This is a genomic window from Coriobacterium glomerans PW2, assembly GCF_000195315.1.
Lineage (GTDB): Bacteria > Actinomycetota > Coriobacteriia > Coriobacteriales > Coriobacteriaceae > Coriobacterium > Coriobacterium glomerans.
In genome coordinates this window covers 597466-615494 of the sequence record NC_015389.1, presented here as the reverse complement: position 1 = coordinate 615494, position 18029 = coordinate 597466, and the positions used below count along the sequence as shown (strand labels likewise).

The following is an 18029-nucleotide window of genomic DNA, read 5'->3' as shown; positions in this document are numbered from 1 at the left end:
CGTCGAGCTCGAGCACTTCAGCTGCCAACTTGGTGAGATCATCCATGCAACCAAGGAGAGAGACATGTCAAAGATCATGCTGGCTTGCGCCGCGGGAATGTCGACGAGCATGCTCGTCGGAAAGATGCAGCGCGCCGCCGAAGCCCTCGGCATCGATGTCGAGATCATAGCCGTCGCCGCAAACGATGTGGACGCGAAGCTCGCTTCCGAGCGACCCGACGTCTTGATGCTCGGACCGCAGGTGCGGTTCATGAAAGGCGAGATCCAAGCCAAAACGGAGATCCCCGTCAGCGTCATCGATATGAAAGACTACGGCAGGATGAACGGGGAAGCGGTTCTCAAGGCGGGTCTGGGCCTCATCGAACGTTTCTGAAACCATGAGGTGCGTCGCGATCTCGACAGCAAGTGACGGGAGCGTGCGGCTGCCGATGCATCGGCAGCTGGAATGGCACCCCGCGTCAGTGTCGGTCCCCGATCATGTCCACGTTGGTTCGAGTTGAGGCGTCCTCGGCGAGGATCCCGTTGATTCCCGAGAAGACGGCGGTGCTCGCCACCGCGGAGATGTCCTCGAGCGCGATCTCGGAGTCAGAGAGCAGCCAGCGACGATACATCGCCAGAAGGCCCGCTATGAAAAACGATACGCAGTAGCTGAGATAGGGCCCCATCGAGCCCAGACCCAGGTGGTCGTCCTCGATGAGCGCTTGGGTCAGCGGGCGCTCGATTCTCCTCAGAATGACTTCGACCGGCATATGCTCGGCGATTCTTTTCGTGCGAGAAAGATTCGGTGCCAGATTGGCGCTCAGATTGAAGAGCAGCAGGCCGACATCGATCGAGGATGTATCCTTCGCGAGGTCGGCCCGGAGCAGATCAACCAGGCGATCCGCCTCCTCGCGAAAGATCGCATCTGCCACATCCTCGATTGAGTCATAATGCAAGTAGAACGTCTTGCGATCGATATCGGCGAGACGGGCGAGCGCGGTGATCGTCACCTTGCGGTAGTCACGCTGCTCGATCAGGCTGAAAAACGCCTCATGGATGGCGCGTTCCGTTCGCGCGAACCTCCGATCCCGGTGCCTGCTGCTGCGATCTTCTCTCTGCACCATTGACTGCACCCCAATCTGTACGTATCTGTTGAATACACCCCAAGTGCTGACAAATTGGCAATTGCCCCACGATCACTGATTACTATAATCGCCAGAAAAGGGAATATTCAACGAGTGCTGAATACCCTAAGGAGGACTACATGAAAGCGACCGATCAGATCAAGCGCGCCGCACTCAACAAGACGATGGACTATCTCCTCGAGAACCCAGACCGCAATCTGGGCAAGATCATGGACATGGTGGACAAGGTGGTGCCGGCGGACTTCTTCGCGTCGCAGCGCAAAGCGATGCGCACCGCTATCGAGGGCGACAACAACTGGCATGATTTGCTTCTTCGCGTTCTCGATCTCAATCCGCAGATCCGCGACAGCCTGCTCAAGATGCTCGTGGTCGACGCCAATCTCATGGCGTGGCCACGACAGGAGGCGATGCGCGAAAAATACCGATGCAATATCCCCTGGACCGTTCTGATGGATCCCACGAGCGCGTGCAATCTCCATTGCACCGGTTGCTGGGCGGCCGAATACGGCGCGAAGGAGAACCTGACGCTCGAGGAGCTGGACTCCATCATCGAGCAGGGATGCGAGCTGGGCACCCACGTCTACATCTACACCGGCGGCGAACCGCTCGTGCGCAAGCGCGACCTCATCGAGATCTGCGAGCGACACCCTGACTGCGCGTTTCTCGCGTTTACGAACGCGACCCTCATCGATGAGGAGTTCTGTCAGGAGATGCTTCGCGTGAAGAACTTCGTGCCAGCCATCAGCGTCGAGGGCTTCGAGGAGGCGACCGACGCTCGTCGCGGGGCGGGAACCTACCGAAAGGTCCGCGATGCCATGCGGCTGCTGGCCGCCCACGGCCTGCCCTTCGGGGTATCATGCTGCTACACAAGCGAAAACGCTGACTCGATCGCCTCGGAGGAGTTCTTCGACTGGATGATCGAGCAGGGGGCGCTGTTCTGCTGGGTCTTCACGTTCATGCCCATCGGTGCCGACGCGCCGACCGAACTGATGGCCTCAGCCGAGCAACGCGAGCGGCTGTATCACTTCATGCGCGATATGCGCACAAAGAAACCCCTGTTCACGATTGATTTCTGGAACGATGGCGAATTCGTGGGAGGTTGCATCGCCGGCGGTCGGCGCTATCTGCATATCAACGCGGCAGGCGACGTGGAGCCCTGCGTGTTCGCCCACTACGCCAACGCGAACATCCGTGAGACCAGCCTGCTGGATGCGCTGCGCTCGCCGTTGTTCATGGCCTATTACGAGGGGCAGCCCTTCAACGACAACCTGCTGAGACCCTGCCCGATTTTGGACAATCCCGGCAGACTCGCCGAGATGGTCCAGCGTACCGGGGCCCATTCGACCGATCTTGAGCACCATGAGGATGCTTCGGTGCTCTGCGCGAAGTGCGAGCGGGCAGCCCGGGCATGGGAGAGCAGGGCCGAGCGCCTGTGGCGCGACCCCGGCGATCCCATGCATGATAGACGCAACAGCCCGGGGCAGGGCATGTCAGAAGCCGATATGCACAAGCTCGAGCGCCTGGAGCGCGCTCATCCGGTTGCGAGCGATGCGCGGAAGGACACGGCCGCGGAACGCGAAGCCGAGCCCGTTTCCTGAGAGGGGCTGATGTTAGGCCTCTGCTCGCGAATAAGCTTGATCAGGACGCCTCCAGAACCCACACGTCAAACCCTCGCGTCCATGATGCCCCTGTTCCGCGCGTCGGAGATGGGCGGTCGCACCGCTTCGCGATCTCGTTCAATACATCCCTGATCAGGCTCCTCGCCGGGTTCTCGGTCCCGGTGCCGATGTTCGCGCCTGCAGGATAAGATGAGGGCGCGGCCCGAAACAAAATGCCGCGCCCTCTTTAGTCTGCCATACTATCATGCGAGTGTATTGAATGCTCTTTTCGCGTCGCTGCTCATTCCACGTTGGCGTGTCTGAAATCCATCTGCTCCTGAGTCTGTTCGGTGAGTCGTTTGACGAGTCATCCGCTTCACCAATTGCGTGCCGCGACCAAAAAAATGAGAGCAAGCCAGCTATAATCACAGATAGAAAAATGAACCGCGGATTGACGAAAGGGTTCCATGTCACCGTTCAATATTGATCGTGATAACCCCACGCCCCTCTATTACCAGCCGCGAGAAAGCATAACAGCGATGATCGAGCAGGGGATCTACGCGGAGGGAACGCCGCTCACCCCGAGCAGTCGTTGATCGAGGAGTCGCAGTTGAGCCGCACAACCGTGCGACAGGCGATCGAACATCTCGTCAGGGACGGTATTCTGGAACGAAGACGAGGTGTCGGGACCTTTGTCCGAAGTCCGGAGCGAAATAAATGGCAGCCGTCGCCACCACGTACAGCCAGACCGAAGTGCCCGTCGATTACTCCATATCACGCGACCGGGGCGATCTGAGTCTGTACAAAGTTCATCTCGGCTACTGGTCCACCGAGCAGGTTCCCGATGCCGTCAGTTGATCTGACGATCACCATGTAGAAGTTCGAGGTCCGCGGCGCTGACGCATTCGCAGCGTGTCAGCGGTCGAGCGACGGCGCTACTCCAGCTTCACGATGGGCGCGAAGCCCTTCATGAGCTTCTTCGTCTTGCCGCTCTTGTCGAACGCTACCTCGATCATGTCGCCTGCGACGCCCACGACCGTGCCGGTGCCGAACGTCTTGTGGCTCACCTTGTCTCCCTCGGCAAACGTCGCTGCGGCTCTTGCGGCGTCGGGTCGCGGAGCCCGAGCGGCGGATGCGGCGTTCTCCGAGGCCTCTGCGCGCGAGGTGCCCAGGGCCGGCTTGAGTCCGGCGTCGGGGCTGATCGAGCCGCGACGGACGGCGTCGGAGCCCCCGGTTGAACGCGTGCGCGAGCCGAAAACCCTGCCGCCGTACATTTCTGATCCCATACCGGAGCCGAAGGTACCGCGTCTGTCGCCGCGCTTCTCCCAACCGGTGCCGGAAAAACCTGATGAACCGATGCCGGAGAAGCTGATCGTCTCGTCGGGGATCTCGCTCACGAAGCGCGAGCGGGGATTCGCCTGCGTCGATCCATATGTGCGCCTCGTCGCCGCATAACTCAGAAAAAGGCGGCGTCGCGCGCGCGTGATCGCCACGTAGGCCAGCCGGCGCTCCTCCTCGAGCTTGGCGGGATCATCGGAGAAGCCGTTGACATGGGGGAAGATTCCCTCCTCGAGTCCGGCGACGAACACGATCGGAAACTCCAGTCCCTTGGCCGAGTGCACCGTCATCATCGTGATGGCATGCGTGCCCCCGGCGAGCGCATCGAGGTCGGAGCGCAGCGCGAGCCACTCCATGAGAGCGGGCAGCGCCTTGCATGCAAGCGGTCCGTAGGCGTCCTCGATCTCAGCTGCTCGATCGCTCGGGGATACCTGCGCGCTCGGAGCAGAGGCATCTTCCGCGACGGCGTGCGGGCCCCGCACGGAGACGCCCGCGTCTGAGGCGGGCACTCCCGAGACGCCCGCGGCGCGCAGCTCGGCCAGACTCTCCAAGGTGCCCTCGATATCCTCATGGGTCTCCTCGAACTCGGCGGCCACACCCATGAACTCGCGAATGTTCTCGACGCGACCCTCCCCCTCGACCGTCATCTCGTTGTGGTGCGCGCGAATGAGACCGGAGCGATCGATGATCGCCTCGACGACTCGGACCAGCTCGCCATCCATACGCCTTCCCTCGTGCACGATCTGCACGAAGTCCGCCAGCGCCGAACGCACCTTGGCACTCAGGCGACCGGTCTCGGCCATCGCGATCTCGCACGCTTGGAAAAATGAGCAGCGGTTCTCGATCGCGATCTGCTCGATCTTGGCGATCGAGGTCGACCCGAGGCCCCGGCGAGGCGTGTTGATGACGCGTTTGACGCTCATCTCGTCGGCGGGGTTCACAACCATCTTCAGATAGGCCATCGTGTCGCGGATCTCGGCGCGATCGAAGAAGCGCGTACCGCCCACGATGCGATAGGGCACACCGGCGCGCAGAAACATGTCCTCCAATATGCGCGATTGCGCATTCGTACGGTAGAACACGGCGATGTCTTCGTAGCTCGCGCCGGAATCGTTGAGCCTGTCGATCTCCGAGGCGATCCAGCGCCCCTCGTCGCGTTCGTCGGATGCCTGATAGGCGCGGATGCGCTCGCCGTCGCCGGCATCGGTGAACAAGCGCTTCTCCTTGCGCTGCGCGTTGTTGCGCACCACGGCGTTGGCTGCGGCGAGAATGTTGCCGCACGAGCGATAGTTCTGCTCGAGCTTCACGACGCGCGCATGGGGAAAGTCCTTCTCGAAGTCCAAGATGTTGGCGATGTCGGCGCCGCGCCATGAGTAGATGGACTGATCGTCGTCACCGACGACCATGAGGTTCTCGTACTTCGCCGCAAGCAGATTGGCGATCTCATACTGGACATGGTTGGTGTCCTGGTACTCGTCCACCGAGATGTAGCGGAAGCGTTCCTGATAGTTCGCCAGCACCTCCGGCCGCGCGCGAAGCAGCTCGAGGGTGCGCACGAGCAGATCATCGAAGTCCATCGCGTTGGCGGCTCGCAGGCGACGCTCAAGTTCGAGGTAGACCTTGGCGGCTTTCTGCTCGGGCGGCGTGCTCGCCTGTGCGGAGAACTCCTCGGGACAGATCATCGCGTTTTTCGCAGCGGAGATCTTGCTTCTTATCATGTTGATCGGGAACTGCTTCTGCTCGATGCCCGCTCCCGCCATGATGTCGCGCACCAGACGGCGCGAGTCGTCGTCATCGTAGATCGTGAACTGGCCGGTGTAGCCGATCAGATCGGCGTCCTCGCGAAGGATCCGCACGCACATCGCGTGGAACGTGCACACCCACATGCCGCGCATTCCACCGTCCATGAGAGCCTGGATCCGCTCGCGCATCTCCGCCGCCGCCTTGTTCGTGAACGTGATGGCGAGGATCTGCCAGGGCCTGACCCCCAGGTCGGCGACCATATGCGCGATGCGGTAGGTGAGCACGCGCGTCTTGCCCGACCCCGCGCCAGCGAGCACGAGCAGCGGGCCCTCGGTGCTCAAGACGGCCTCGCGTTGCGCGGTGTTGAGCGATGCGATATCGATAGCTGAATCTGACATGGTCGACTCCAGAACGTGGGAGGGCGCGGCGCACCGGGTGCTGGCCCGCGACTCGATTTTGCCCAACCAGTATACCTGCCCACTCGGAAGGCGCGACGATTCGCATACATATGACATGGCACTCGAGTGGTCCATGCTCATCGCCCGCGTCCCGCGCTGCCCATCGTCCCGCGCAGCCACAGCCGCTCCCATTACCCCACAAAGATGCGCGCTTTTTGACTACCTCAGTTGAAAATAACCCCCTATTTTCAGTCAAAAAACGCGCATCTGCGCCGCATTCTCGGTCGATAGCATTCCTCAGACGATAGCATTCGAACCTCAGCCAGTCTGCCGAACGCAACGAAAACCTAGCCTTCGAAGAAGACCTTCTGCTCAGATTCTCCAGCTCAATTGATGAGCGCCAATGCACCTTCAAGCTCCTCATCATTGCTCCGCCGCGTATCAAGCTGCCTGATTTCAACGAAATCGAGATTCTCCAGCATGGCCACCTCAGCACCCGAGGGTGCGAATGGGATAAAGATCGAGATGGTCAAAGCGAGCGCACGCGATCGCTCGCGTGCTCATGGCCTTCTGCAGCGCCAACCAACATTCCACAGCTCGGAGCGGATCAAATGAATTAGAATCTCTAATGGTGGGGTCGAGATCGGCCGTACCGGTTTTCCCTGCAAACTCTTTTCCAAAGGAGATGGGCCATGGGATCTGCTCCCACCCCGCACATCGGTGCCGCCGCCGGCGACATCGCGAAGACCGTTCTCATGCCGGGCGACCCCCTGCGTGCGAAATTCATCGCAGACACCTATCTGAGCGATGTCCGCTGCGTCAACGAGGTGCGCAACATGCTCGCCTTCACAGGTGTCTACCAAGGAGCCCCCGTCACGGTCATGGGCGGCGGCATGGGCATGCCCTCGATCGGCATCTACTCCTTTGAGCTGTTCAACTTCTACGACGTGGGCGCTATCATCCGGGTGGGTTCAGCCGGCGGGGTGGCGTCAGACGTCGGTCTGAAGGACGTCGTGGCCGGCATGGGAGCCTGCACCGACTCGGCTTTTGCCGCACACTACGAGCTGCCCGGGACGTTCGCGCCCATCGCCGACTTCGGACTGCTCGCGGCCGCCGTCGACGCCGGCCGCGAGCGCGGCGTCGACGTGCGCGTGGGCAACGTTTTGTCGAGCGACCACTTCTACCTGGACGATCCCTCCTCCACCGAGCGGTGGCGCAAGATGGGCGTGCTGGCCGTCGAGATGGAGGCGGCCGCCCTCTACATGAACGCCGCGCGCGCCGGCAAACGGGCCCTGTGCCTGCTCACCGTCTCCGACCTTCCCCTCTCCGGTGAATCCCTGGACGCCTCCGAGCGCCAGACCGGTTTCACGCAGATGATGGAGATCGCGCTGTCTATCGCTGCGACGAGCAGCGAAGGAGCGTGATGCCGCTGGATTGGTACGGGCGTGGCAAGGCAATCCGATAGCAGAGTATCTCTGCGAGCAACTGAAGGGAACGGTATGAGAAAGATCGGCGGAATCGGCAAGACGCTCGTCGCGGGAGCTGCCAGCATCGTCGTCGCGGCGACACTGGTCGCATGCGGCGGAACGGCGAACAAAGGTGGAGGGTCGACAGGGTCGGCAGCCGATGGCGGCGGCACGTACAAGATCTCGATGGTGACCGATGTGGGCGGCGTGAACGATCAGTCGTTCAACCAGCTGTCTTGGGAGGGCCTGCAGAAGCTCGAGAAGGACGGAGGCGTCAAGGTCGGCTACACGGAGTCCAAGCAGGAAAGCGACTATCCCACGAACCTCGATCGCGCCGTCGACGGCAAAAACAACCTCGTCTGGGGCGTCGGCTACGCGATGGCGGATGCGGTGAAGACGGCTGCCAAGCAGAACCCCGATGTGAACTTCGCGATCATCGACGATGCGGGTGACACCTCCATCTCCAACCTCACCGGGCTGATGTTCCGCTCACAGGAGTCCTCGTTCGTCGCCGGATTCATCGCTGCGAGCCAATCCAAGACCGGTAAGGTCGGCTTCGTCGGCGGGCAGGTCAGCGACATCGTCGATATGTTCGAGTGGGGCTACAAAGCGGGTGTCGACTACGCGAACAAGGAAAACGGGACGAATGTGACCGTGAGCTCGCAGTACACCGAGAGCTTCACCGATGAGGCGAAGGGCAAGGCGATCGCTGCCAAGATGTACTCCGATGGCTGCGACGTCATCTTCCACGCCGCGGGTGGTGCCGGCAAGGGTGTCATCGATGCCGCAAAGGACGCGAACAAGCTCATCATCGGCGTCGACTCCGACCAGTACCGGTATGCGCCGAAGAATATGCTGACCTCGGCGCTCAAGAACGTGGACACAGCCGTGGTGGACATCTCGAAACGCATTCGCAAGGGCGAGAAGCTCGGTGGCAAGACCATCACGCTCGGCATGGAGGACGGCGCCGTCGGCCTGGCGCCCGAGCATGATCTCATGGACGACAAGGTCTACGATGCCGCCCAGAAACTGATGGACAAGATCAAAAAAGGTGACGTGAAGCCGCCCGCGAACGAGAAGCAGTACGACACCTGGCACGCAGAGCTCGAGAAGTAGCCTCGTTTCGCAAATGATCACGGATACGCATCAGGGACGGCTCGCGGACGCGAGCCGTCCCGTGGCGGAGACCTCGTTGCAGGTCTCCGCCACGGGACGTCCACAAGATCGGCGAGCGCTTTGTTTTGCCCTTCAGGAGAGGAGACACATGGAACCCGACCCTCGCTATGCCGTGCAGATGCATGGCATAGTCAAGCAGTTCGGCTCCTTCACCGCTCTCGATCATGTGCACCTCGATATCAGACGAGGCAGCGTGCATGCGATCCTGGGCGAGAACGGTGCAGGAAAAAGCACGCTCATGAACATACTCTACGGTCTGTATCAAGCCGAAGAGGGAACGATCTTTCTCGATGGCAGACCGACCGATATCAACAGCCCCGCCGACGCGATCGCCGCCGGTATCGGCATGGTCCATCAGCACTTCATGCTCGTGGACGACTTCACCGTAACCGAAAACATCATTCTAGGCGATGAGATCACACGCGGGCCCGGGCTGCTCGACATGAATCGCGCCCGCGAAGCGGTGCAGAAGATCATCTCCGAGTACGGTCTCGAAGTCGACCCGGATGCCAAGGTCGAGGATATCTCCGTGGGCATGCAGCAGCGCGTCGAGATACTGAAAGCGCTCTTTCGCGGCGCGCAGACCCTCATTCTCGATGAGCCCACCGCCGTGCTCACTCCTCAGGAGATTGACCGCTTGGTGGACATCATGCACGCGCTCGCCTCCCGCGGAAAGACGATCATCATCATCACGCACAAGCTGCGCGAGATCAAGGCATCCTCCGAGATGTGCACCATCATACGGCGCGGCAGCTACATCGACACGGTGCGCGTGGCAGACGTCAGCGAGCAGCAGCTCGCCGAGAAGATGGTCGGAGGCCACGTGAGCCTCATCGTAGAGAAGACACCGGCCGATCCCGGTGAGGTCGTGTTGGAGATCCGAGACCTCGTCGCGCATGACGAACGGGGTCTCGCTGCCTTGAAGGGTCTGTCGCTCGCCGTGCGCGCCGGTGAGATCGTCGGCGTGGCCGGCATCGACGGAAACGGACAGCGCGAGCTGGTCGATGCGATCGCCGGCATCACCCGCGCGCGAAGCGGCACCATCTCCGTGCACGGCAGCGAGATCCAGAACACGACGCCGAGAAACGTTCTCGAGCACGGTGTCGCGACCATCCCCGACGACCGGCAGCGCCGCGGTCTCGTGCTTCCGTTCACCGTGGCCGAAAACACGATCCTCGAGGGCTATCGCGATGCGCGCTTCGGATCCAACGGGATGCTCGATCGCAGGCGAATCGACGCGTACACCTCAAAGCTCATCAGCGACTATGATGTGCGTCCGGCTGACTGCGCCGATCTTCCGGCTGCGAGCCTGTCCGGAGGCAACCAGCAGAAGATCATCATCGGCCGCGAGATCGAGAGCCGCCCTGACGTACTCGTCGCCGCCCAGCCCACGCGCGGTCTCGATGTCGGCGCCATCTCCTATGTGCACGAGACGCTCATCGCCGAGCGCGACCGGGGAGCGGCGGTCCTGCTCGTCTCACTCGAACTCGATGAGATCATGAACGTTGCGGATACCATCGCTGTCATCTACGCGGGCGCGATCGTGGGCACCTTCAAACAGGGGCAGATAGACGAGAACCTGCTCGGCCTGCTCATGGCGGGAGGATCGCAATCATGAGGACTCTGATCAAGGTGGCCAGACGGCCCATCACCGGTACACTTGCCGCGATTCTGCTCGGTTTCATCGTTGCCGCGATTCTGCTCGGCGCTGCCGGGTTCGATCCCGGAGCATCGTTCACGGCGCTCTTTCAGGGTATCCTGTCGCGTCCCCGCTACATTTCCAATACGATCATCAAAGCGTCGCCTATCATTCTCACCGGCGTCTCGGTCGCCTTCGCGTTCAAAACCGGTCTGTTCAACATCGGCGCGGAGGGACAATACATCGCCGGCGCGGTCTGCGCCGTGCTCGTCGGCGCCAAGCTTGACCTGCCGGCGCCGATTCAGATCCCGATCGTGGTGCTCGCGGGCGTCGCCGGCGGAGCCATCATAGGCGCCATCACCGGCGAGCTCAAAGCGCGCTTCGGCATACACGAGGTCATCACGGCGATCATGCTCAACTGGATCATGCTCTACATCAACAACTTCATCGTCATGTCAGATCTCTACCATCGGCCCAATTCGACCGGAAGCCTCGCGGTGTCCCCTTCGAGCTTCACGACGATTCTCGGCGAATGGAAGATCTCACGAGCCGGACAGGATATGCTGCGCGGCATGGACTGGCTGCAGGACTTTCTCGTGCGGCCCGATGTGAACATCATGTTCGTCGCAGCGATTCTCGTGGCCGCGCTCGCGTGGTTCATGTTGCATCGCTCGAAGTTCGGCTTCGCGCTGCGCGCTGTCGGCTTCAACCGCGATGCGGCTGAATTCGCAGGCATCAGCGTGCAGAGAAGCATGCTTTGCGCCATGACGTTCGCCGGGGCCATCTCGGGACTCGCCGGCGCGCTCGTCATAACCGGAATGCAGCCGCACTCCCTGGCCACGCTCGCCGCCTTCGAGAACAACGGCTTCAACGGCTTCTCGGTCGCACTCATCGCCGGCTCATCCCCCTTGGCCTGCATCCCCGCGGGTCTGCTGTTCGGCGGACTCATCTACGGCGGCCAGAACATGCAGCTCGCTGTCGGGGCGCCGACCGAGATCATCAACATCATGATCGGCACGATCGTGTTCTTCGTTGCGCTCAAGCACGTCTTCTCGATTCTGACGTCTCGACTCGAGAGACGCGCCGAACGCGAGGCGCATCGCCTCGGCTCCGAGGATGGCGCCGCGCCCCCGCCGCCGGCTGAGCGGATGACGGAAGAGGCGAGCGCTGCGGAACGCGAAAGCGAATGCTCTAGAGCTCCAGGCGAAGATCGACGCGACGCTCGACAAGGAGGCGGCACCGATGCTCAATAACGTGACGCTGCTCATCGGCATCACTCTCATGTACTCGACGCCGCTTGTGTTCGGAGCGCTCGGCGGCACGATCTCGGAGCGCTCCGGTGTCGTCAACATAGGCATCGAGGGTATGATGAACATCGGTGCGCTCGCCGGTGTCGCCGGGACCTATCTGAGCGGAGATCCATGGTTGGGATTTCTCGCCGCAGGCGTCTGCGGAGGCGTGTTCGCCGTGCTCCACGCATTGGCAGCCGTGGTGTTCCGAGCCGATCAGAACGTGTCGGGAATCGCGCTCAACCTGCTCGGACCGGGACTCGCGCTGTTCATCGCCAGGCTCTTCTGGGGCGGCACGCAATCGCCAGCCGTGGCCGGGCTTCCCAAGGTCTTCGGCGCGAACGCGTTCTCGGACACGCCGTGGGCGAATCTGAACGTCGATTCCACGGTCGTGCTCGGACTGGCCGCCGCCGTCGCGATGTGGTTCGTGCTCTACAAGACGAAGTGGGGCCTGCGCATACGATCGGTCGGCGAGCATCCCGCTGCGGCGGACACGCTCGGAATCAACGTCAGTCGAACGCGCTTCGTCTGCGTCGTGATCTCCGGCGTGCTCGCAGGCTTGGGCGGAGCCTCGATCACGCTCGCGATCAGCTCGCAGTTCTCGATCACCGCCGTATCCGGCCAGGGCTTCATCGCGCTCGCGGCGGTCATCTTCGGAAAGTGGACGCCGCAGGGATCGTATTGCGCGTGCCTGCTGTTCGGAATGGCTCAGGCGCTGACCGTCGTTCTGGGCGGTGGGGCGATCGCGGTGCCGAGTCAGATCCTGGCGCTTCTGCCCTACGTGCTGACGCTTGTGGTGCTCGTCGTCTTCGTGGGCAAATCGGTGGCGCCGAAAGCCGATGGAACGCCCTATGAGAAGGGATCGCGCTGAGGGATCGACGCGAACGCGAACAGGAGGGAAATGCCATGGACGACACAGCATTGGTCCGAGCCGCCATCGAGGCGCGCTCGCAGGCCTATGTGCCCTATTCGCGCTTCTCTGTCGGCGCAGCGCTGAAGTGCGCTGATGGGGCGGTCTATTGCGGCTGCAACATCGAGAACGCGGCGTACTCCCCCTCCTGCTGCGCGGAGCGCACGGCGATCTTTCGGGCGATCTTCGATGGCAGACGCGAGTTCAGCGCCATCGCTGTCGTCGGCGGGCCCGCCGACGAGCCGATATCGCGCCTGTGCGCGCCATGCGGCGTGTGCCGCCAGGTCATGATGGAGTTCTGCGATCCGAAGACGTTTCGGATCGTGCTGGCGGCGCAGGCGGACGCGCCCCAGTCCCATCTTCTCGAAGAATTGCTCCAGCTCGGCTTCGGCCCGCTGGACCTGAAAGGCTGAGATCTCATGCGCATGTACGACATCATCGAGAGAAAACGCGACGGCCGTGCGCTCTCCGAGGACGAGATCAGCTTCTTCGTCAGCGGCCTTGTTGCGGGCGACATCCCCGACTATCAGGCTAGCGCCCTGCTCATGGCGATCTTCTTGCGCGGTATGGATGAGCGGGAGACCCTGGCGCTGACGCTGGCTATGGAGCACTCCGGCGACACGGTCGACCTGTCGCGCATCCCAGGTGTCAAGCTCGACAAGCACTCCACCGGAGGGGTCGGCGACAAGACGACGCTTGCGGTCGTGCCGATCGTCGCTTCGCTCGGCGTGAACGTCGCGAAGATGAGCGGACGGGGTCTGGGCCACACCGGCGGCACGCTTGACAAGCTTGAATCGATTCCCGGCCTGCTCACCTCGCTCGATCGCGAGCGCTTCGAGACGATCGTCAGGGAGCACGGTGCCGCCATCGTCGGTCAAAGCGGCAACCTCGTCCCCGCTGACAAGCTCATCTACGCCCTGCGCGACGTCACCGCTACGGTCGGCTCGATCCCTCTGATCGCTTCGAGCATCATGAGCAAGAAGCTCGCCGCGGGCGCCGACAAGATCCTGCTCGATGTCAAATGCGGTTCCGGTGCGTTCATGAAGACGCCCGCGGACGCTCGGCGGCTCGCCGAATGCATGGTCGGCATAGGAGCGGGCGCGAACCGTGCGTGCGTCGCGCTCATAACGAACATGGATCGCCCGCTCGGACGCGCCATCGGCAACGCGCTGGAGGTCGTTGAAGTCGTTGAGCTGCTGCACGGGCGCGGCCCCGCCGACCTCGAGCGCGAATGCGTCGAGCTGGCGGCGAACATGCTGCTGCTCGCCGGCCGCGTCCCCTCGCTTGAAGCCGGACGGACAGCAGCCGGTCGCGCCATCGTCGATGGATCGGCCTTTGAGAGACTTCGCGAGATCGTCGCCGCCCAAGGTGGCGATATCGGCTATCTCGATGACACGGATCTCTTTGTGCGCGCGCCCATCGAGTTCGAGGTCATAGCCCCGCGCGACGGCTTCATCACGGCGATGGACACGACCGCGCTCGGTGTCTGCGCAGTCGAGCTCGGTGCGGGCCGGGAGCATGTGGACGACGAGATCGATTACGCGGCGGGCATCACCCTGATCAAGACTCGCGGCGATGTCGTGCGCGGCGGAGAGCCGATCGCGCGTCTGCACACCTCCGATCCCGCGCGACTCGATGCCGCGCGGCCCATATTCGAGCAGGCGGTCTTCATCGGCCCCCAGGCACCGGCGGCCGAGCCGCTCGTGCTCGCGCGCGTCTGCGCATCCGGCTTCGAGCGCTTCGACTGAATCGCGGCGCGCGCTGCATACGACCACCAGAGAAAAGGACCATCATGAATCTGAACCGAACCGAGATCGCCCGCTACATGGATCACACCATGCTGAAACCGCAGGCGAGCGCCGACGACATCGACCGGGCCGCCGATGAGGCGAAACGCTTTCAGACCGCCTCGGTATGCGTGAACTCCTACTGGGTTCCGCGGGTGGCAACCGCACTCGCGGGATCTTCGGTCAAGACCGGTGCCGCCATAGGGTTTCCGCTGGGAGCCGCCTCCACCGCGGCGAAGGTCGCCGAGGCCACCGATGCCGTAGCCGCCGGCGCCGAGGAGATCGATATGGTCATGAACATCGGTGAGCTGAAGGGAAGTCGCGACCAGATCGTTCTCGCAGACATCGTCGCCGTCGCCGATGCGGTGCACGCCGGATCAGCCCTGCTCAAGGTTATCCTCGAGTGCTGCCTTCTCACCGATGAGGAGAAGCGGCGCGCATGTCGGCTGGCGGTGAGCGGCAGGGCCGATTTTGTCAAGACGTCGACCGGATTCTCAACGGGCGGAGCGACCGTCCACGACGTGGAGCTCATGCGCGCTGTCGTGGGGCCCGACTTCGGCGTCAAGGCCGCCGGCGGAATCCATACGGCGGCCGAGGCGCGCGCCCTCATCGAGGCCGGCGCGAATCGGCTCGGCGTCTCCGGGACCGCGGCGATCCTCGCGGAGGCGAGCGCATGAGATACGAGCGCATCCTAGCTATCGTCATGGACTCCATCGGCGTGGGAGGCGCGCCCGACGCCGAGAGATACGATAGCGTCGGAGCTGACACCTTGGGCCATATTGCGAAGTATTTCACCGACGAGCTGGGACGACCGCTTGATCTGCCCAACCTTGTCCAACTGGGACTCTCGAAGACCCATCCCGGCGGCTTGGCGGGCATCGATGCGGCCCCCGAGTCCAGAGGCGCCTTCGGTAGGATGCAGGTCGTGAGCTTCGGCAACGACTCCCTCGACGGCCACTGGGAGATGATGTGCCTGCCGGCGCGATTCCACGTCGACTACTTCCCCGAGGGATTCCCCGATAGCCTGCTCGGCGAGATCGAGGCCTTCTCCGGACGCAAGACGATCGTCAACAGGCCCTATTCGGGCACGCAGGTGATCTATGACTGGGGCGAGCGGCAGATGCGCACCGGCGAGCTCATCGTATACACCTCGGGAGACTCGGTGCTGCAGATCGCGGCGCATGAGGACGTCATCGATGTCGAGGAGCTCTACCGGATCTGCGCGCACGTCCGCTCGCTCGTGAACGGACCGGAGATCACGCTGGGTCGCGTCATCGCCCGGCCCTATATCGGACCCGATCGCGATCACTTCGTGCGGACGTCGCGACGACGCGACTACGGGCTCGAACCGACCGGGCCGACCGCCATCACGAAGCTGCAGGATGCCGGCTATGACACGATCGCGATCGGCAAGACGTTCGACCTATTCTGCGGTCAGGGTTTCGATCGCAGCTTTCACAACGAGAGCAACGCCGACGGCATGGACCACGTGGACGCCGTCATGGCCGAGGGCTGGACGGGGCTCACCTTCGTCAATTTGGTGGACTTCGACGCGAAGTACGGCCACCGCAGAGATGCGCGAGGCGATGGCGAGGAACTCGAGCTTCTCGATCGACGCCTGGGTCGGGTCATGGATGCGATGCACGATGAGGACCTGCTCATGATAAGCGCCGATCACGGCAACGATCCCACCTACAAGGGCACCGATCACACCCGAGAGCTCGTCCCGCTTCTCGTGTGGTCGCCATCGATGGCGCGCAGCGGCAGCGATCTGGGGCTGCGCAGCACCTGCTCGGATATGGGCGCGACGATACTTGAGAACTTCGACGTTCCGAACGAGGTGGGCACGAGCTTCCTCGAGCAGGTGAGCTGAACGAAGCGCGCATGGCCCGGGCGGCGTCGGCGGCGGCGAAGTGCCGTCGACGCCGCCGTCTTCAGAGCCCCAGTGCGGGCCGGACACCCACAAAGTACGCCAGCACGATGATGCCGAGCACGATGCGATAGACACCGAAGCCCTTGAAATCATGGCAGCGCACGAAATCCATGAGCCAGCGAATGGCAGCCAGCGACACGAGAAATGCCACGATGCAGCCGACGGCCATGATAGCCGTCTCGCTCGCCCCGAACGAGCCGCCCTTGATGAAGTACTTCACAAGCTTGAGCAGGCTCGCGCCGAACATGACCGGCACGGCCAAAAAGAACGTGAATCGCGCGGCCACCGAGCGCGTGCAGCCCAGCAGCAGCCCGCCGATGATCGTCGAGCCCGACCGCGACGTGCCCGGAACGATGGCGAGCACCTGGAACAATCCGATACCGAGCGCGGTTTTCCAAGTGATGTCCTGAAGCGTCGCGATCTCGCCGAAATCGCCCGTCTCTGAATCCGATCCGCAGATCGAGGTCGCCTCGGCGCTCGAAGCGAAATGGGTGCCGCCTTCCCGGATGCTTCGACCCGGCACCGCCTCGCATCCCGGCCCGAGATCGCGCGCGGCGCGCCGGTTCTCGATGATGATGAACGCGATGCCGTAGACGATGAGCGCGGCGGCGACCACGTAGGAGTTGTTGAGGTGCTCCTCCATAAAATCGTTGACCGCGAGACCTATGACCGCAGCCGGAATGCAGCCGACGATGATCTTGCCCCACAAAACCCAGGTCTGCCGACGCCCACGTGCTCCCTTGCGCGCAGAAAACGGGTTCAGATCGTGGAAGAACAGGACGCACACGGCCAAGATGGCACCGAGCTGGATGACCACCTCGAACATATTCCAGAACTGCGGTGTCACGTCAAGCTTCACGAACTCGTCCACGAGGATGAGATGACCCGTGGAGGAGATCGGCAGCCATTCGGTGACGCCCTCGACCAAGCCGAGAAACGCCGATTTGATGAGTTCCAGAAGATCCAAGGGAGCCTCCCCGAGTCGGTCGAGCGCGCGACAGGCGGCGTCGCCCGAATTGTCACTTTGCTCATTATCGCCCCTTTGGGGCCCGACGTCTGGAAAAGCGCCGCGTTCACAGAATAATAAGGGGTCCCGGGGGTCCTCGGGGTATAACCTGATGTTGACATGGCATACGTGCAGAAGCCGAGGTCCCACTTCGAGCTGCACCGTATCGAGGAGGTAACATGAACGAGGGCTATTCCAAGATCTTCGTATCGCTCGATGGCACCGAGCAGCAGGACTTCGTGCTCGCCCGCGCGATCAGAGTCGCCGCGAACAATCACGCGAAGCTGACATGCGGCCACGTCATCGATTCGACCGCGCTGGAATCCGCTGGCGCCTACCCGGCGGATCTCATCACGGGCCTCGAGACCGCCTTCAAGGAATCCATCGCCGCGCAGGTCGATGAGGCGCGCGCGAATCCCGAGATCGATGACGTCGAGGTCATCATTCGCGCCGGGCGCATTCGCGAGACGCTCAAAGACGAGATGCTCGATGTGATCCAGCCCGATCTCGTCGTGTGCGGCGCGCGCGGCCTCTCCTCGATCAAGTACGCCCTGCTCGGCTCGATATCAACGTTCTTGCTGCGGAACACCGAATGCGATATCCTGGTTGTGAAGTAGAACGG

The 18029-nt window shown here is 62.5% G+C and carries 17 protein-coding genes and 1 pseudogene; 14 read left to right on the top strand and 4 right to left on the bottom strand.

All coding sequences use genetic code 11. The features are described 5' to 3' along the window. Positions 1-64: 64 nt before the first annotated feature. On the top strand, positions 65-373 hold the full coding sequence (locus CORGL_RS02690) for a PTS sugar transporter subunit IIB (RefSeq protein WP_013708385.1): 309 nt from the start codon (positions 65-67) through the stop codon (positions 371-373). A gap of 85 nt (positions 374-458) precedes the next feature. On the opposite strand, the gene CORGL_RS09330 is transcribed toward CORGL_RS02690, so the two are convergent. Beyond that, entirely contained in the window at positions 459-1103 is a 645-nt protein-coding gene (locus CORGL_RS09330) for a TetR/AcrR family transcriptional regulator (protein WP_013708384.1), read from the bottom strand. A 140-nt stretch (positions 1104-1243) separates the two neighbouring features. Between CORGL_RS09330 and CORGL_RS02680 the strand changes: the two genes are divergently transcribed. The 3 genes and pseudogenes from CORGL_RS02680 to CORGL_RS10070 all read left to right on the top strand — a co-directional run bounded on the left by CORGL_RS02680 (position 1244) and on the right by CORGL_RS10070 (position 3580). Beyond that, positions 1244-2722 (top strand): radical SAM/SPASM domain-containing protein, encoded by a 1479-nt coding sequence (locus tag CORGL_RS02680; RefSeq protein WP_013708383.1) that lies wholly within the window; start codon positions 1244-1246, stop codon positions 2720-2722. Between the two features lie 592 nt (positions 2723-3314). Then, positions 3315-3407 (top strand): annotated as a pseudogene (locus tag CORGL_RS10135) (GntR family transcriptional regulator); the annotation flags it as partial. A gap of 32 nt (positions 3408-3439) precedes the next feature. Beyond that, the gene (locus CORGL_RS10070; protein WP_245526942.1) at positions 3440-3580 is read left to right on the top strand and encodes a hypothetical protein; all 141 of its coding nucleotides are present in this window, start codon (positions 3440-3442) and stop codon (positions 3578-3580) included. Between the two features lie 77 nt (positions 3581-3657). Here CORGL_RS10070 and CORGL_RS02675 read toward each other — a convergent pair whose 3' ends face one another. Both CORGL_RS02675 and CORGL_RS09925 read right to left on the bottom strand, forming a co-directional pair. Continuing rightward, positions 3658-6201, bottom strand: a complete 2544-nt coding sequence (locus CORGL_RS02675; RefSeq protein WP_013708382.1) for an ATP-dependent helicase — start codon at positions 6199-6201, stop codon at positions 3658-3660. A 386-nt stretch (positions 6202-6587) separates the two neighbouring features. Then, on the bottom strand, positions 6588-6734 hold the full coding sequence (locus CORGL_RS09925; RefSeq protein ID WP_172633520.1) for a hypothetical protein: 147 nt from the start codon (positions 6732-6734) through the stop codon (positions 6588-6590). Between the two features lie 159 nt (positions 6735-6893). Here CORGL_RS09925 and deoD point away from each other — a divergent pair, with 159 nt between their 5' ends. The 9 genes from deoD (at position 6894) to CORGL_RS02630 (ending at position 16341) form a co-directional block, all read left to right on the top strand. Beyond that, positions 6894-7625 (top strand): purine-nucleoside phosphorylase, encoded by a 732-nt coding sequence (deoD, locus tag CORGL_RS02670; protein ID WP_013708381.1) that lies wholly within the window; start codon positions 6894-6896, stop codon positions 7623-7625. Between the two features lie 75 nt (positions 7626-7700). Then, positions 7701-8783: a BMP family ABC transporter substrate-binding protein gene (locus CORGL_RS02665; RefSeq protein WP_013708380.1), complete on the top strand. Its 1083-nt coding sequence runs from the start codon at positions 7701-7703 to the stop codon at positions 8781-8783. A 148-nt stretch (positions 8784-8931) separates the two neighbouring features. Then, positions 8932-10461, top strand: coding sequence for an ABC transporter ATP-binding protein (locus CORGL_RS02660; protein WP_013708379.1), 1530 nt, complete (start codon positions 8932-8934; stop codon positions 10459-10461). Further along, complete coding sequence (locus CORGL_RS02655; protein ID WP_013708378.1) at positions 10458-11735, top strand: ABC transporter permease; 1278 nt, start codon at positions 10458-10460, stop codon at positions 11733-11735. Before CORGL_RS02660 ends, CORGL_RS02655 begins: the two co-directional genes overlap by 4 nt. After that, the gene (locus CORGL_RS02650) at positions 11725-12642 is read left to right on the top strand and encodes an ABC transporter permease (RefSeq protein WP_013708377.1); all 918 of its coding nucleotides are present in this window, start codon (positions 11725-11727) and stop codon (positions 12640-12642) included. The genes CORGL_RS02655 and CORGL_RS02650 overlap by 11 nt, the downstream gene beginning before the upstream one ends. Continuing rightward, positions 12639-13094: a cytidine deaminase gene (locus CORGL_RS02645; RefSeq protein ID WP_280985033.1), complete on the top strand. Its 456-nt coding sequence runs from the start codon at positions 12639-12641 to the stop codon at positions 13092-13094. Before CORGL_RS02650 ends, CORGL_RS02645 begins: the two co-directional genes overlap by 4 nt. Before the next feature lie 6 nt (positions 13095-13100). After that, positions 13101-14429 (top strand): thymidine phosphorylase, encoded by a 1329-nt coding sequence (locus CORGL_RS02640; protein ID WP_013708375.1) that lies wholly within the window; start codon positions 13101-13103, stop codon positions 14427-14429. Between the two features lie 44 nt (positions 14430-14473). After that, complete coding sequence (gene deoC / locus CORGL_RS02635) at positions 14474-15145, top strand: deoxyribose-phosphate aldolase (protein ID WP_013708374.1); 672 nt, start codon at positions 14474-14476, stop codon at positions 15143-15145. Beyond that, positions 15142-16341, top strand: a complete 1200-nt coding sequence (locus CORGL_RS02630) for a phosphopentomutase (RefSeq protein ID WP_013708373.1) — start codon at positions 15142-15144, stop codon at positions 16339-16341. Before deoC ends, CORGL_RS02630 begins: the two co-directional genes overlap by 4 nt. 61 nt (positions 16342-16402) lie before the next feature. On the opposite strand, the gene CORGL_RS02625 is transcribed toward CORGL_RS02630, so the two are convergent. Next, positions 16403-17368 carry an undecaprenyl-diphosphate phosphatase gene (locus tag CORGL_RS02625; protein ID WP_013708372.1) on the bottom strand — a complete coding sequence of 322 codons (966 nt, stop codon included), beginning with the start codon at positions 17366-17368 and terminating at the stop codon, positions 16403-16405. Between the two features lie 218 nt (positions 17369-17586). Here CORGL_RS02625 and CORGL_RS02620 point away from each other — a divergent pair, with 218 nt between their 5' ends. After that, positions 17587-18024, top strand: coding sequence for a universal stress protein (locus CORGL_RS02620; RefSeq protein WP_013708371.1), 438 nt, complete (start codon positions 17587-17589; stop codon positions 18022-18024). The last annotated feature ends 5 nt before the right edge of the window (positions 18025-18029 follow it).